The following is a 17,318-nucleotide window of genomic DNA, read 5'->3' as shown; positions in this document are numbered from 1 at the left end:
TTCATACTCTTCTGTGGTAAAGTATGAAATATGTTATTTTGCTGTCTGGATGATTTGGAGACGGCAGATTTTATAACAGAGGAGGAGAAAAAATTGAGTGGTACAACAGTGATAATTCTGATTGCTTTTGTGTTTTACCTTGCCATGATGATCGTCATCGGCGCGGTTTACATGAAAAAGACCTCCAGCTCAGAGGATTATTTCCTTGGAGGACGAGGACTGAACGGATGGGTGGCAGCCCTTTCTGCACAGGCTTCTGATATGAGCGGATGGCTTCTGATGGGTCTTCCCGGAGCCATTTATTCTTTTGGATCCGGACAGATCTGGATCGCGGTAGGACTTTTTATCGGAACTGTTCTCAATTGGGTTTGTATTTCCGGAAGACTTCGTAAATACACCATCGCAGCAAACAATTCCATGACTATCCCGGCATTTTTCGAGAACCGCTACCGTGATAAGAAAAAGATCCTGCTTCTGATCTCATCAGTGGTAATCGTAATCTTTTTCCTGGTGTATACAGCTTCTGCGCTGGCAGCAGGCGGTAAGCTGTTCAATACCGTATTTGGACTTGATTATCACATAGCACTTGCCATTGGAGCTGCAGTTATTCTTTGCTACACCTTCATGGGCGGCTTTATGGCGGTCTGTGTAACAGACTTTGTACAGGGAACCCTGATGCTTATCGGACTGCTTGTAGTTCCGCTGGTGGCGTATTTCCTGCTTCCAGGCAATCTTACAGACCTGATCTCCCAGAGCGGCGTGACCGGCGGTGCAGGTGCTTATCTGAACCCGTTTATGAATGGAGACAGACCATATACTTTTATAGAGATCTTTTCCCAGCTGGCATGGGGCTTTGGATACTGTGGAATGCCTCACGTACTGGTAAGATTTATGGCAGTTAAGAACGAGAAGGAACTGAAGAAATCCTGGGCGATTGCCATTGTATGGGATCTTCTTTCCCTGACAGCTGCATTTGCAATCGCTGTGATCGGAAGAGCTTATCTGCTTCCTGTTATTCTTGGGGAGAACGGAGCCGCTTCTTCTGAGAGCGTATTTATTGAGATGATCCGCAAGGTGTTTACCTCAGAGCTTGCGCTTCCCTTTATCGGCGGACTGTTCCTCTGCGGAATCCTTGCAGCGATCATGTCCACAGCGGATTCCCAGCTTCTGGTAACTGCTTCTGCAGTATCTGAGGATCTGTATCACAGCTTTATCAAGAAGGATGCTGACACAGAGGAAATTCTGAAAGTAAGCCGCATCACGGTTATTGTGATCGCAGTGATCGCATTTGTCATTGCATGGAATCCGGACAGCAGTATTATGGGACTGGTTTCCAATGCATGGGCAGGACTTGGTTCCGCATTTGGACCGATCGTGGTAATGTCCCTGTTCTGGAGAAGAACCAATCTTCCAGGTGCCATTGCAGGTATGGTGACTGGCGGACTTACTGTTATTATCTGGGACTATATTCCGTTAGTCGGAGGACAGACACTGGGAACCTATACAGGACTTTATTCCCTGGCAGTTGGTTTCCTGCTCAGTCTGGTGATGATCGTGATCGTCAGCCTTGTTACGAAGGCTCCATCCAAAGAAATCACAGATGAGTTTGACAGAGTTGCTGCGAAATAATGCGGTTGCATGATCGTTGTGCATCGTGAAGCGTGTTACAGGTTACGATGCGACCATTAAGAAAGTTTTATAAAAAAGGTAGTCCTTATATGGAAAGGGCTACCTTTTTTTCTGAAAATTTGTTATAATAATAACATCTTTATCCGGGAATGAAAGACATTGTATATCAGTGTCTGGCAGAAAACGGACGTAATAAATCTGCATTCCCATAATAGAAAGGGGCAACACAAGATGAAGAAATATGATTATTTAATTGTAGGAGCCGGACTTTTTGGAGCTGTATTTGCTCACGAAGCTACTAAGAAGGGCAAGACCTGCCTGGTGATCGACAAGCGTGATCATATCGGCGGTAATATTTACACAGAGGAAGTAGAAGGCATCCAGGTCCACAAGTATGGTGCACATATTTTCCATACCTCTAAGAAGGAAATCTGGGACTATGTAAACCAGTTTACAGAATTTAACCACTTTGTAAATTCACCTATTGCGGTGTATAAGGATGAACTGTATAACCTTCCATTTAATATGAATACATTCCATCAGCTCTGGGGTGTACGGACTCCGGCAGAGGCGAAGGCGAAGATTCAAGAGCAGATCAGCCGCATGCACATCACACACCCGAAGAACCTGGAAGAGCAGGCACTTGCGCTGGTGGGACAGGATGTGTATGAGAAGTTGGTAGAGGGCTATACCCGCAAGCAGTGGGGAAGAGAGTGTAAGGATCTTCCGTCCTTTATTATCAAGAGACTTCCTCTTCGTTATACCTATGATAATAACTATTTTAAGGATCCCTATCAGGGTATTCCGAAGGGCGGCTATACCCGTATTATCAAGAAGCTTCTGGAGGGTGTCCAGGTTTGCCTGAAGACGGATTTCTTTGCAAATAGAGAAGAGCTCACTGCACAGGCAGATAAGATCCTTTTTACCGGTATGATCGATGAATTTTATAATTACTGCTATGGTGAGTTGGAGTACCGTTCCCTGCGTTTTGAGACAGAAGTGCTTGATATGGGGAACTATCAGGGAAATGCGGTTGTGAACTATACCGATTATGAGGTGCCATATACTCGTATTATTGAGCATAAGCATTTCGAGTTTGGGACACAGCCGAAGACAGTCATCACAAGAGAATATCCGGCAGCATGGGAGAAGGGAAAAGAGCCATATTATCCCATTAATGATCCGAAGAATGACGAGCTCTTTGACAAGTACGAGCGCCGTGCATTAGAAGAGAATAATGTACTCTTTGGCGGACGACTGGGCATGTACCGCTATATGGATATGGACAAGGTAATTGAGGAAGCTCTTAATATGGCTGAGACCGAGCTGACCTACGAAGAAGTATAAAGGAGAATACTATGGATACCCCGACTATTACACAATACTACAGAGAATCGGACCCGGCCAGACGTCTGGCACTTTTGAATATGTCCATTGAGGCAGGAGAGGAGCCAGAGCTGAATCAGATCCGCAGGGAGCTTTGGGACATCCGTTATCAGGATCCGTCTGAGCTTGGCGGTGATACCCGTGCTGACGGTTTGATCGCACTGTGGATGCTGATGGAGTTTAATAAAGACAGCGGCAAGCGCTTTATGGGAGTCCGCGGCGGACGTAAGGAGATCATGAAACAGCTGAATAAAATGAAATTCCAGGAAATCTGCGCCAAGGGTAAGGATTATGAAGACCTTCTTTACAGAGAGTGCTGCCATATGGTGAAGACTTATATGGAGCTTAGTGAGTCGGATAAGGCTTATAACAGCACACTGTTTGGGATTATGAAAATGAGTAGTGAGCGCGCCAAGGACAAGCTGAAAGCGGATATTTATGATACTGCCGTGGTGCTTCCGCAGACATTGAAGATGGAAGAAGAGCTTGGAATTGTCACCCGTGCCGCCCGGGAAATGTACGAACTGCATTTTCCAGGAGAGGGAAGCCTGGGCGCAGACAGATAACATGCCAGGCGAAAAAGCCTGACATGTATAAAAGATATAAAATTATAAAGTCCTTAATACCGCAGCAATCTCCGAATCTGGAGCTGGCTGCGGTATTTATTATGCAGCTCCAGCCCAAGTGCCTTCTCACATGCATCCAGAATCACATCATAATAGGCAAACTGATAAATATTTCCTGCAATCTGTACACAATTATACCGCTGCAAAGAAGTCCCGATCTGTTCCATGGAAAACTGGAAATCAAGCTTCGCCTGCAGCATACGCATTAAGGTAAAGGACATAAACCCAATCACAAAATGGGCATTGATCTTATCCGGTGTCCAGATGAAGGTAGCAGAGGAGTCATACTGGCTTTTGGAATCAAGGAAAATTTTCTCCATATGACGAAGTCCGCTGAAAAGACGATAAGGGGAAAGGTTATCCGCCTCCAGATTATCAGTAGCAATGGCAGTGTATCCGTCCAGCTTCAATCCGGTACGCTTTCCGGAAGACTCCCTGGCAAGGCGCTGCTGTCTGGCCTGAAGCTCATGGTAATATACAAATTGTTTTTCCCTATCCTCAAAAATCCGCTCTTTATAAAGAAGAGGGATAGTCTGATGCTTTTCATTCAGAATTTTCATTTCCTGATAACCATCCTTCAGTACCCAATCCTTAAATTCTGCATTCGCAGTATGTACCGGCAGACCATAAATATATCCGTCTGCCTGTACTCCATTGCAAATAAAAGGCTCCTCCTCCGGACGCGCAGGGGCAGTATTATAAAAACGGGTTCTGGGATTCTCTCTCTTTAATTGCTTTACGGTATTAAAAACAGACTGGTTCAACACAGTACCACTGGTAGACAGGTCATATGCAATGGGGATTCCATTTCTGTCCGTGAGAAGATCCAGGTGAAGGGTGGAATCTGTACGTCTGGCATTGGGCTGCGTGTCAGAGGGCATGCTTCCCGGAATGGAAAAATTATAGCTGGTGTGATCCAAAAATGCAGAAGTAGTATCTCTGGAAAGGATACTGCCGGAATGCTCATAAATCCACTTCTGCAGATCTTTTTGCAGTTTCACGATAACATGAAAGGCAGAATCCAGGTCTTCGTCTGAGATGCTTCCGGATTCTTCGAAGTAGAGTCCTTTTTCAATAGCTTCATTCCAGGTACAATTCGGGTAAAGAGCACGGGAAATGACCATATATCGGAAAAGTTCTTCTATATTATACGAAAGAGATAGATTCCAGGTCCTGGTACGCCAGAAAATGTCCAGCTGAAGCTCCTTATAAAGGTATTTCAGAATGCCGTAGCCTACATTTTTCAGAGAGTGTTCTCCCGGTGAGAGAGCAGTAGTAAGGTCAACATATACCACAGAGTTCTTTTTGGCTTCTCGTTCCTGGTTCATATCAGCCACAACCTTCTCGAAATGGCTGATGGGATCCGGGTAATCCTTCTTTAAATCTTCCAGATATCCCAACCCCATAATGGTTTTCTGACGAGTGGCTTTCTTCTCTTTATCATAGTAGGATTCGGTAATGGCAAGGTAAGTTCCCTTTGCCTTGGGGGTCTTTTTGAGAAACATAGGGGGTCCTCCTGTATGCTTTATCATTTGAAAATGAAGATGGTGCGTATTCCTATTTGCCAATTGTATAAGTGCATTGGTTTTCTGGCATTTATTATACCACACAAAAGAACGTACATCAAGATACACCATGAGTAAATACGAAAATTGGAGCGAATATAGTTTAGAAAACAGGGAGTGAAATTGTGCAAAATGCTGAAATTCAGACAGGGGAAAATGGAGTAAACATGTAGCTTTTTTGCCCTGTGAAAGCAGAAAAAATAAGAATTTATGTGCTTTTTTCAATGAAAAGTCGAAAATAACGACAGTACACTAAAGTACACACTGTAAAAATACGAAAATGAAGACCGATTCGTGCCGGGTTTCTTAGTGAAACAGCAGAAAACAGGGATTTTTCAGGTAATCATAAATTATTGCTCCTTTAAAATCAGTGTGATATGATGATGAAAATGGATTTTGGGCTACTTCTGCCTGCAAAACCACACTGAAAAAAGGAAAACCCGATCTTAAAAAGGAGGTTGTAACATGAAAAAGAATTCAAGGCTGAAATCGTTTTTTGCCATACTTCTGGCGGTATCTATGATATTCCAGCAGTCCAGTCTGACTGTTCTGGCAACAGACGATACCTACGTTGAGGACGCGACGGCAACGCCGACTCCGTCTGAAAACGAAGCAGAAACATACGCAACGGAGGGAGCGGAACCGGTTGCTGAGAAACAGGAAGAACCTCAGCAAGTGCAGGAAACTCCTGCTGCGGAACAAACTCAGGAGCCAACGGAAGCACCTGCCGAACAGCCAACAGAAGCGCCAGCAGAGCAGCCGACGGAAGCACCTGTAGAGCAGCCAACAGAGGCGCCTGCAGCAGCTCCGACAGAAGCACCTGCAACAGAGCCCACAGCGGCACCAGCAGCAGAAGTGACGGAAGTGCCTGCAGCACCGGAAGCTACAGCAACACCAGCTGCCGAGGCAACTGCAACTCCTACACCAGAAGTCAGCGCGTCCCCAAGTGAGACGCCGACACCGACTCCGACAGAAGCACCGAAGACTTCTTTCAGATACGAAGACAATCGTGTAGTGATTACAGCAACAGCTCCGGAAGATGCAAAATTTCCACAGAATGCAGAAATCAAAGCTGACTACATCGCACCTGGCACCGATCGCTACAATGCTGCAGTAGCTGCATTCAACAGCCAGCTGAGCAGCCAGTTGGGACTGGACGCTGAGAATACGGAAGCTGAGTATGTACTTTACGACGTATATTTCCTGACTGCTGATGGAAGCAGAATTGAACCTGAAAGCGGAAATGTAAAAGTAGATATGAGCTTCAAACAGATTCAGAAAAGCACTGTTGACGGTGACGTCGTAAATAAAGATGTTGTTCATCTGGACAATGATGGACAGGCCGAAGTCGTAACTAAATACGTAAACACAAACGCAGACGGTGAGATCACTTCTATGGGTTTTTCACAGGATAGTTTTTCAATTGTGGGTGGCGTGACGACAGTACAAAATGTAGCGGTACAAACTGGAAGTAGTAAATTGTCCGATTTTATAACAGGAATGACAATTAAAGTCGATGGAAAAGAAATTTCATCAAATGATAAAATCAGTCCTTCTGCGAGATATGACTTTACTATTTCATTTGCCGAAACTTCAGAGCTTGTTAATCAGGGAAAACACATTCAGAAAAATATGACTTTTTCTATGCCTAATAATTTGACAAATTGGCCGGCAAGTGGAAAATTATATGCGGATGATAATAAGACTGTTGTTGGAGATTATACTATTAATGATACGGGGGATGTTTCAGTTGTCTTTACAGATGAGTTTATGCAGCAAGCTGATAAAGGTCTTGTAAAGGGAAATTTCGCGTTTTCAGCAGAAATAAAAAATACGGTTACTGACGAAGTGGTAAAAATAACTGTACCAGGAACAACAATTGAAAAAGAGATTCATGTTAATAGAGATGTAAACCTTTATACAGAAAAAAGCGCATCATATGATGAAAAAACTGGAGAAATAACATATACAATTATAACTAAAGCAGAAAATGGAAATGCAACTGACGTTAAAATTATTGATAAGCTGGGAAGTGACTTGGAGCTTGTGAAAGACTCACAAGGAAATGAGTATACACTTACCGTTGATGGCGGAACACCAACGCCGGGAAAGTTTGCTGTAACAGGAAATGGTTATGAAGTAACAGTAGGTGAATTGCTTAAAGATAAAACAGCTGCGTTAGTTTATAAGGCAAAATTTAAAGATGGTGTATTAGAGAAGATAAGAAATGGGGAAAGTTATTCTACTAATAATGGTGTAGTTGTAAAAGGTAAAAATGGCAGCAAAGATATTATTAGTAATGAACCATCAGTTGATATTGGTAATAATTTCAAAAATAATCAGTGGTTTAAGAAGGATAATGCTAAATTAGTTACAGAAGTTGGTAAGACATACTTAGAGTGGTCTTTCGTATACAATGTTGATGGAAAACAACCTGTTAAAGGAAACACGGTAACAGATACTTTACAGGATAACGAGTATACGAAATTTAAGAAGGGAGATGTGATTCATGTTAAACGATCTGATGGTGCTGAGTTTGATATTACTGTACCAGCAGATGGAAATACATGGTCATATACAATCGGAAAAAATTCAGGAGATAATTATACTGACGATAGTTTGATTTACAAATATACTTTTTCATATAAGACTCTGGTTGATGATACAAAATTAGATAGTCTTATTGGTTCAGTTAGCGTAAAAAATGATGTTGATGATGGCAACCGTAATCATCCGGGGGCATCTGGCTCAGGTCCATTAACAGGTAAAGTTCCTAATCCCGAAAAGACATTTCTTTCTGGAACACAAGATAAAATGAAATGGAGAGTTACTATTCATGTTCCGGCAGGTGGTATGAAATTTTTTATTAAGGATACTGTAAGACAAGAGTCAGATAATGGGGATGCTGATGGTTGGAATAAATGGGGGTGGATTGATACATCATCAATAACTGTCATCGATTCAGGCAAAAAGATTAGTAAAGATAATGTAAAATATGGACGAAATGTTGAAAATGGAGAATTATGTAACTATTTATTCTTTTTATCAAAAGATTCTTCCGAAAGTAATATAGAAACTAATAAAACAAATTCGAAAATTGACGGAACCGGAGAAGCGAGAGACATTATATTAGAATATGAAACCTTCAACAAATATCAGAATGCTACTGGGGAGGTTGTTTATAAACCTGGTGTTTTAGTAAGAAATACGGCATCTGGAAATGGATGGCAAGTCACTGCAGATGGGTATGTTCCAGGAAACTTGCAGGTTAAAAAGGAAAATGTAAGCTCCTATTTTACGGGATATGGTTCAAGCGATAAAAAATGGAGTACCGAAGGAAACAAGATATGCTATTGTATCACAATTGACAAGAATCGTGTTGGATTAGGAAACGAAAATGTTATTATAACTGATACGCATAGCTCTTCACTGTCATATGTTTCGGGTAGTGCAAAACTCATGTGGGCAGAAAATGAGTATAAGGGTGACAGTAGTGCTAGTGGTTCTGATGAGGCTGCAGGTTGGATGGCAGATCCTACGATAGAAGAAAATGGTAATACTGTTCTAAAACTTAATCTTGGAAAATTAACAAGAACATATAAAGGTAAAAATTGTGTTTACAAGTTGTATTACCAGATGGCAGTAGATGAGTCATTAGTAACATCTAGCGATGGACAAATATTGAGCAATAGTGTATCAGTAAAGGCTAATGGTGAGGATGTAGCAGGAGAAGCTAGTTGCGATTATACTTATAAAAAACCTTTATTTACAAAAGAGGAAAATTCAAAACCTAGTGTATCAAATGGCTATCAGGCTGGTTTTAAAATTACTGTAAAATATACAGATAATTATAAAAATTCAGATGGACACTTAGAAATTGATGATAACTGTACAAATCTTAAAATTGATTATAGTACATTTAGTGTAAAACAAGGAGAAAGGTTACTTACAGCTAATACAGATTATATTGTGGCACCAACGTCAATTGGAATGAAGATTCTGATTTTAAATCCTGTAGAGGATGCTACATATGTAATTGAATATAAAGCGACAGTAACTGGAAGTATTGGAAGTAAAATTGACTATGGTAATACGGCTTATATAAATGGAAGGGATGAGTATTACAGTAAAGTTAGTAATAATGTAGAAAAGAAGCAAAATTCAAGTGGAAATGTTGAAGTCAGCAGTCTCAAACTTTTATTGTACAAATATGATGAAGAAAATGCATCAAAGGGCTTACCTAATGCGATATTTGAATTGCAGGATTCAAATGGAAAGGTTTTAAAAAGTGGTATTAAAACAAAAGCTAATGGTGAAACAGATGAAATTCAATTATCTAAACAGTTAGATAAAACTGTATTTGATTTATATGTAAAATATAAATTAGTAGAGACTACCGCACCTAGTGGTTATAAAACAGGAAATTCTATTGAATTTTATTTTACTGACTATAGTAAATCAGCAGATGAGTTAGTAAAAATGGGGCTTCAGGACGCAATTGCTGTTTTCAGTAATTCAACTGTGGTTGGAACAATTGAAATTAGTAATAAGAAAGCTGAAGATGTAGAGGGAAGCGCAGAACTGGAGATCCAGAAGGCAGCAACAGGGAACTGGAGCGGGGAAATCCCGAATTACTTCAAATTCAAGCTGGAAGCGCTGACTCCTGGAGCACCAGAGCTGTCCAACAAAGAGGCAGCCAATACCGGGTCAAAGGTAACATTTGAAAAAATCACCGGCTACAAGGAAGCAAAGGATTATATCTATAAGATCAGTGAGACGGGAATTATCGGAGAGCATCCGGAATGGACTGTTTCAAGTGACGTGCTTTACGCAAAGGTAAGTGTAAGAAAAGAAAGAAACGAGTATAAGACAGCGGTAAGCTATTACAGTGATGAAAACTGCACGACAGCAGTAGAGACACCAGTGATCACCAATACTTATACCGCACCGACTGAAGGAAGCGCAGAGCTTGAGATCCAGAAAGCCGCAACTGAGAACTGGACAGGAAAGATCCCGAATTACTTCCAGTTTAAGCTGGAAGCACTGACTGAGGGAGCGCCGATGCCTGGAACAACGGCAGTGACAAACAATGGATCTGACGTAAGCTTTGGAAAGATCACCGGCTACAAGGAAGTAAAGGATTATATCTATAAGATCAGTGAGACAGGAATCATCGGAGAGCATCCTGAATGGACTGTTTCAAGTGACGTGCTTTACGCAAAGGTAAGTGTAAGAAAAGAAGGAAACGAGTATAAGACAAAGGTAAGTTATTACAGTGATGAAAACTGCACGACAGCAGTAGAGACACCAGTAATTATCAATAATTATACGACATCTGGTCAGATCGTCCTTAGCGCAAACAAGACTCTGGAAGGTCAGCCACTGGAAGCAGAGCAGTTTAGTTTCCAGGTAACAGAAATTGGTGAAGATGGAAACGCAGTAGAAAATGGTTATAAAAAGATTGCTAAAAATGCGGAAGACGGTTCCATTGTATTCCCAACCATTAAATATGAGAAAACCGGAATCTATTATTATCAAATTACAGAAATAAATGGTAAGAAACCGGCATACAAGTATGATGGAAGCAAATATGTTGTAGCTGTAAATGTAACAGATAATATGGCAGGTAAATTAACAGCAGCAATTATATCAGTCACAAAAGACGGTAAGCTTGTAGAAAATAAGACAGTCACCTTTAATAATACCTACAGTGCTTCCGCTGACCTTGAACTGAAAGCCCAGAAGTCCATGAAGGTAGAATCTGAGCAGCTCGGAACCTTCGAATTCGAACTTAGCGGTGACAACATCGAAACGCAGACTGTTACAAACAATGAAGCTGGTGCAATCACATTTGCTCCGATTCATTATAATCTCTCAGATGTTGGCAATACTTATACGTACACAGTAAGAGAGAAAGCTCCATCTACCGAAGCTCAGTATGAAACTGATGGTATTAAATATGTATACGATACCACTGTTTATACTGTAAAAGTCAAAGTAGAAGACAACGGTGACGGAACTCTGAAACTTACTAAGACAGTCAAAATTGGAGAGAAGGATTACACAGATCCGGAAATGAAGTTTGTCAACGATACTACTAAAGCAACGATTACAAAAGTAGATGCTTTAGGAAATCAGCTTTCTGGTGTTGAACTTGAAGTTCGCGACAAGAATAATGAGGTGGTTGATTCCTGGACCACAGATGGAACACCACACGTAATCACCGGCGCGCTGATCCTCGGCGAAACCTACAAGTTAGTCGAGAAATCCGCTCCAGCTGGTTATACCCTGGCAGATCCTGTTGAGTTTACTGTAAGTGAGAATGACATCGACAACAAGGTTGAGATGAAGAACACCTACTCCGCATCCGGAAGTCTGAAACTGACAGCTAAGAAGACTCTGACAACCACAGAGACACCACTTACAGAAGGTCAGTTTACATTCGAACTTCGCGACAAAGATGGCACAGTTCTTCAGACCAAGACCAACGTTGCTAACGGAAACGTAACCTTTGACGAAATCAAGTACAACCTTGTAAAAGATGCAGCTTACAAAGACAACACAGATAAGAAAGTAGATGATATCGGCGAATACCAGTACACCGTAAATGAGGTGAAAGGTGACGCAGCAGGTTACACCTACGACGACACCGTCTATACCATCAACGTAACCGTAACAGACGCTGGCAATGGTACCTTAACCGTAACCCCGGTTATTCATTCCTCCAAGGCAACCTCCGAGGATGCCACTGTAACAGGTATGGAATTTATCAACACCTACACCACATCTGGTCAGATCATTCTTGGTGCAACCAAGACTCTGGATGGCCAGACACTGGAAGCAGAGCAGTTCAGCTTCCAGGCAACAGAAATGGATGCAGATGGAAATGCAGTAGAAAATGGTTACAACGAAACTGTGAAGAATGCTGACGGCGGCGCCATCACATTCCCAATCATCACATACAAGGAATCCGGAACCCATTATTATCAGATTACTGAAGTAAAAGATGAGAAACCGGCATACCAGTATGATGAAAGCAAATACGTTGTAAAAGTAGACGTAACAGACGACAATGCAGGCAAGTTAACAGCGAAAGTTACTTCTGTCACAAAGAACGGCGAACCTGTAAAGAGTGAAGACCTCACTGGAGCAGTTACCTTCACGAATACCTACAGTGCATCCGCTGACCTTGAACTGAAAGCCCAGAAGTCCATGAAGGTAGAAGCTGAACAGCTTGGAACCTTCGAATTCGAACTGAAAGATGCAGATGGCAAGGTAATTGAGACAGTTAAGAACGACGAAAAAGGTGCAATCAGCTTCAGCAAGCTTTCCTATACAGAGAAAGATGCTGGCAAGACCTTTACCTACACCGTAAACGAAAAGCTCCCATCAGAGGCAGACATCTACGTATACGACAAGACTGTTTATACAGTAACTGTAAATGTAGAAGACAACCGTGACGGAACTCTGAAGCTTACCACCAAGGTAAATGGAGAAGATTACACCGAGACAGCCATGAAATTTGTCAACGATACTACCAAGGTTACCATTTCCAAGGTAGACGACACCACCCTGAAAGCTCTTGCAGGAGCAAAACTTCAGGTAGTAGATGACCAGGATAAGGTTGTGGAAGAGTGGACCTCAGATGGTACACCACATGTGATCACAGCGAAACTTGTTCTTGGCAAGACCTACAAACTGGTTGAGGCAGAAGCACCATCAGGATATGAGATCGCAGAGCCGATCACCTTCACTGTTGATGCAGATGACACCAAAAATGCAGTTGAGATGAAGGATGCCATGACAAAGGGCAAAACTGCTGCAATTGAGATCACCAAGGAACTGAAGCTGAACGATGCACTTGCAGGCGCTAAAGATATGACCTTCTACGCAGCACTTTTCGCAGATGCAGAATGCACAATTCCTGCTTCTGATGTAAAAGCACTTGAGTTTAAGAATGCATCTTCTTCCACAGTTACCTTTACCAATCTGGATCTTGGAAGAACCTACTATGTAAGTGAGACAGATGTAACCGGAAAAGCAATTGATTCAGGCATGACGCCGGATGAAAAGGTTTATGTACCGGTTTATCCACAGGGACAGGCAATCACCGTAACTGAGGATGGCGCAAAGAGCAGCATCACATTCGAGAACCAGTTCAGCGAATGGCCGGATGGATTCTACAAGATCGCGACTCTGAATGTAACTAAGAAGCTTCTTGGTGCAGATGGAAATGCCCTGGAAAGTGATGAGATTTTCTATGCAGGTATCTTTGATGACAAAGAGTGCACAACTCTTTCCACAAGAACGGAGAAGAACATCCTGACACTTGATCTTGCAGGCGGCTCCACAGTATCTGAGAGTACACAGGCAGTTGTAATACCGGATGAAGCCTTTACGCTCTATGTTGCAGAGACAGATGCAGAAGGAAATCTGGTAGATGGTACAGACGGATTCAGATACGCAGTAACTGTTGAAAATGGAAATGTACTGTTTGATGAAAATAATCTCAATGCAGAGGTAACCATCATCAACCAGGAACAGCCGGAAGCAACACCTACTGTAACTCCTGAGGAGACAATAACTCCTACACCAACCCCAGGCACCTCCACAGGTGTTAAGACAGGTGATGACACACCAATCGGCTTCTATATGGCATTGCTCTTTGTTGCAGCTCTCGCAATCGAAGAAACAACCAGAAGACGCCGCAAAAAAGAACAGGATTAACAATCACAATTAAATAATCAGAACCGCCCCTGCAGGAAGAATCCTACCAGATTCGCCCGCAGGGGCGGTTCTTTTTAAAAGAATTTTGTTGTAGTAAGATACTTTTTTGTGTGTTATACTAATGCAAGAAGTTGAAGATGCTCCGGAATTATCAGCTGCATTGTATAAAGCTTTTTAGAGCCTGTTTGAAAAATCATTCCCGCAATCTGCACGCCCCACTTTGCGGTATATTTTGCCCGAATTCGGTTGCCGTAGCCCGCTACGGCGCCCTTATCCGGACAAAATCTCCCACAAATTGTGACGCACATCTTGCAGAAAGCCTTTTTCAAACACGCTCTAGTGCAGTGTAATTCAGCATAATCGAAGAAATGAATTAAATACATCCCAATATCGGCTGTTTAAACAAACTGATTGGGCACTATTTGGAGGAAAAAATGAAAAAAGAGAACATTCCTGCATACGAGGTTTTGAAACAGGAGAATCTGACCGATATCCATTCCACCGGATATCTGGTTCGCCATAAGAAAACAGGAGCCAGACTGGTTCTGATCGAGAATGATGATGAGAATAAGGTATTTTCCATTGCCTTTCGTACCACGCCGAAGAACAGCACCGGTGTTCCTCATATTCTGGAACACAGCGTTCTGTGCGGTTCCCGCGAGTTTCCGCTGAAGGATCCATTTGTAGAGCTGGTAAAGGGCTCTCTGAATACCTTCCTGAATGCCATGACCTATCCGGACAAGACCTGTTACCCGGTGGCAAGCTGCAATGACCAGGATTTCCAGAACCTGATGCATGTGTATCTGGACGCTGTTTTTTACCCGAATATTTATAAGAAAGAGGAGATTTTTCGCCAGGAAGGATGGAATTACCATCTGGAGCAGAAGGAAGGCCCGCTCACATACAATGGTGTTGTATACAATGAGATGAAGGGCGCATTTTCTTCCCCGGACGAGGTGCTGGAAAGAGAAATTATGAACCATCTTTTCCCGGACAATACCTATGGTGTGGAATCCGGCGGCAACCCGGAGAATATTCCGGAGCTATCCTATGAAGAGTTTCTGGATTTCCACCGCACCTACTATCATCCGTCCAACAGCTATATTTACCTTTACGGAAATATGGACATGGAAGAGAAGCTGCGATTTATTGATGAGAAATATCTGTCCGCATTTGAGGCTTTGGACGTAGATTCCAGCATTAAGGAGCAGACAGCTTTTTCCCAGGTGAAGGACCTGCAGATCGAGTATCCCATTGCGGAGAACGAGGAAGAAGAGGATAACACCTATCTCTCCTATAACATGGTTGTAGGAAATGCCATGGACAGTACCCTGGGTGTGGCATTTGATGTGTTGGATTATGCACTTTTAAGTGCGCCGGGAGCACCGCTGAAGCAGGCTCTTCTGGACGCAGGAATCGGTAAGGATATTTATGGCGATTACAGCGACGGCGTTCTGCAACCTTATTTCTCTGTGATCGCAAAAGGTGCCAGAGCTGCCCGGAAAGAGGAATTTGTTTCCATTATCCGAAATTGCCTTCAGGACATTGTGAAAAATGGAATTGATAAGAAGGCGGTCCTTTCCGGAATCAATTACATGGAGTTCCGTTACCGCGAGGCAGATTTTGGACAGTTCCCAAAAGGCCTGATGTATGGACTGGATATTATGGGAAGCTGGCTTTATGATGATGCGAATGCTTTTTCCCAGGTAAAGCTTCTGGAGATTTATGATCAGCTGAAAATTGCAGTAAATGAAGGCTATTTCGAGAATCTGATCCAGAAATGGCTTCTGGACAATACACATGGTGCGATCCTGACTCTTGTGCCGAAGCGCGGTCTTGCAGCCCAGCGTGAGAAAGAGCTGGCAGACAGGCTGGAAGCATACAGAAGCAGCCTTTCCGATGAACAGCTGGAAGAAATGGTAAGAAAGACAAAAGCCCTTGAGGCTTACCAGGAGTCTGAGGAGAGACCGGAGGACCTGGAATGCATTCCTATGCTGAAGCGTTCCGATATCCGCAAAGAAGTGAATGGTTTTTCCAATGAAGAGCTTCAGGTGGAGGACAGTCTGTTCCTGTATCAGGATGTATGCACCAATGGAATCGGTTATGTAAATATTATGTTCGAGATTAAGGATATGGCTGTTGAGAAGGTCCATTATCTTGGACTTTTGAAGTCTGTTCTCGGATATGTGGATACAAAGAATTACACTTACGGTCAGCTGTTTAATGAGACCAATGCCAGAACCGGCGGTATCCAGTGCGGCATAGATGTTTTTGACAAGGCGAACGACCCGGAAGCATTCCGTACCATGTTTACCATCCGTGGCAAAGCACTGTATTCCCAGATGGATTTCCTGTTCCAGATGATGGAAGAAATCCTGAATACTTCTAAGCTTTCAGATACCAGACGTCTTGGTGAGATTATCGGGGAGATCAGGTCCAGAGGACAGGCTTCCCTGATTGGCGCAGGCCATCAGACAGCAGTACTCCGCAGCGCTGCCTACGGTTCTCCAATGGCAGAATATCAGGATGAGATGGCAGGCGTTGGCTATTACAAATTTATCGAAGACCTTGAGAAGAATTTTCAGGAGAAAAAGGACGAGATCGTAGCCGGACTTCAGAATGCCATGGCAGAGATCATCCGAAAGGATTCCTTCATGGTAAGCTATACCGGAGAAAGAGAGTCTGTGGAACAGGTGAAGGCCTTAAGCGGTGCCCTGAAGAAGAGTCTGCCGGAGAGTACCTGTGAGGTTCCGGAAACTGCCATTACCTGCAGGAAAAAGAACGAGGGCTTTAAGACCTCCGGACAGGTTCAGTATGTGGCAAGAACCGGTAACTTTGTAAAAAAAGGCTTTACCTATACCGGTGCCCTGGAAATTCTGAAGGTTGCCTTAAGCTATGATTATCTGTGGATCAATCTTCGTGTAAAGGGGGGCGCATACGGCTGTATGAGCGGCTTTAAGAGAAGCGGGGAGAGTTATTTCGTTTCCTACAGAGATCCCCATCTTCGCAGAACTCTTGAAATATATGAGGGTGTGCCGGAATATGTGCGTACCTTTGCAGCGGATGAACGTGAGATGACCAAATACATTATCGGTACCATCAGCGGAAAGGATGTTCCAAGAACACCGCAGACACAGGGCGCCCTTGGCAGAATGGCTTATTTCCGCGGTCTCACTGTGGAGATGTTGCAAAAAGAGCGTGACCAGATCCTGAATGCTACAGTAGAGGATATCCATGCACTGGCTCCTCTGATCCAGGCAGTTCTCTCCGATGACCAGCTCTGTGTGGTTGGAAGCGAGAATGCAATCGAGAAGGCGAAGGATGTATTTATGGAGACCAAGCCGCTGGTAAGCTGCTGATAAAAGTTAAGAAAGATGAGGATATA

The 17,318-nt window shown here is 43.0% G+C and carries 7 protein-coding genes and 1 pseudogene; 6 read left to right on the top strand and 2 right to left on the bottom strand.

Annotated features, from left to right (window positions below):
* Positions 1 to 93: 93 nt before the first annotated feature.
* The 3 genes from putP to I2D69_RS03265 all read left to right on the top strand — a co-directional run bounded on the left by putP (position 94) and on the right by I2D69_RS03265 (position 3,581).
* Positions 94 to 1,629 (top strand): sodium/proline symporter PutP, encoded by a 1,536-nt coding sequence (gene putP, locus I2D69_RS03275; protein ID WP_173718752.1) that lies wholly within the window; start codon positions 94 to 96, stop codon positions 1,627 to 1,629.
* A 231-nt stretch (positions 1,630 to 1,860) separates the two neighbouring features.
* The gene (gene glf / locus I2D69_RS03270; RefSeq protein ID WP_195379391.1) at positions 1,861 to 2,976 is read left to right on the top strand and encodes a UDP-galactopyranose mutase; all 1,116 of its coding nucleotides are present in this window, start codon (positions 1,861 to 1,863) and stop codon (positions 2,974 to 2,976) included.
* Positions 2,977 to 2,987: 11 nt separating this feature from the next.
* On the top strand, positions 2,988 to 3,581 hold the full coding sequence (locus I2D69_RS03265) for a DUF6553 family protein (RefSeq protein WP_195379390.1): 594 nt from the start codon (positions 2,988 to 2,990) through the stop codon (positions 3,579 to 3,581).
* 53 nt (positions 3,582 to 3,634) lie between these two features.
* On the opposite strand, the gene I2D69_RS03260 is transcribed toward I2D69_RS03265, so the two are convergent.
* Complete coding sequence (locus I2D69_RS03260) at positions 3,635 to 5,146, bottom strand: hypothetical protein (protein WP_195379389.1); 1,512 nt, start codon at positions 5,144 to 5,146, stop codon at positions 3,635 to 3,637.
* Positions 5,147 to 5,671: 525 nt separating this feature from the next.
* On the opposite strand from I2D69_RS03260, the gene I2D69_RS03255 reads away from it, so the two are divergent.
* Positions 5,672 to 13,933: an FctA domain-containing protein gene (locus I2D69_RS03255; RefSeq protein WP_195379388.1), complete on the top strand. Its 8,262-nt coding sequence runs from the start codon at positions 5,672 to 5,674 to the stop codon at positions 13,931 to 13,933.
* A 113-nt stretch (positions 13,934 to 14,046) separates the two neighbouring features.
* On the opposite strand, the pseudogene I2D69_RS20710 reads toward I2D69_RS03255, so the two are convergent.
* Positions 14,047 to 14,202 (bottom strand): annotated as a pseudogene (locus I2D69_RS20710) (DUF6783 domain-containing protein); the annotation flags it as partial.
* Between I2D69_RS20710 and I2D69_RS20705 the strand changes: the two are divergent.
* Positions 14,140 to 14,283, top strand: coding sequence for a DUF6783 domain-containing protein (locus tag I2D69_RS20705; protein ID WP_306467768.1), 144 nt, complete (start codon positions 14,140 to 14,142; stop codon positions 14,281 to 14,283). The pseudogene I2D69_RS20710 and the gene I2D69_RS20705 overlap by 63 nt on opposite strands.
* Positions 14,284 to 14,367: 84 nt before the next feature.
* Entirely contained in the window at positions 14,368 to 17,292 is a 2,925-nt protein-coding gene (locus I2D69_RS03250; RefSeq protein ID WP_195379387.1) for an insulinase family protein, read from the top strand.
* Positions 17,293 to 17,318: the final 26 nt, after the last annotated feature.

Source organism: Ruminococcus sp. D54t1_190329_F1 (assembly GCF_015551645.1).
Taxonomy (GTDB): domain Bacteria; phylum Bacillota; class Clostridia; order Lachnospirales; family Lachnospiraceae; genus Blautia_A; species Blautia_A faecis.
This window is presented reverse-complemented; position numbering and strand designations above follow the sequence as displayed.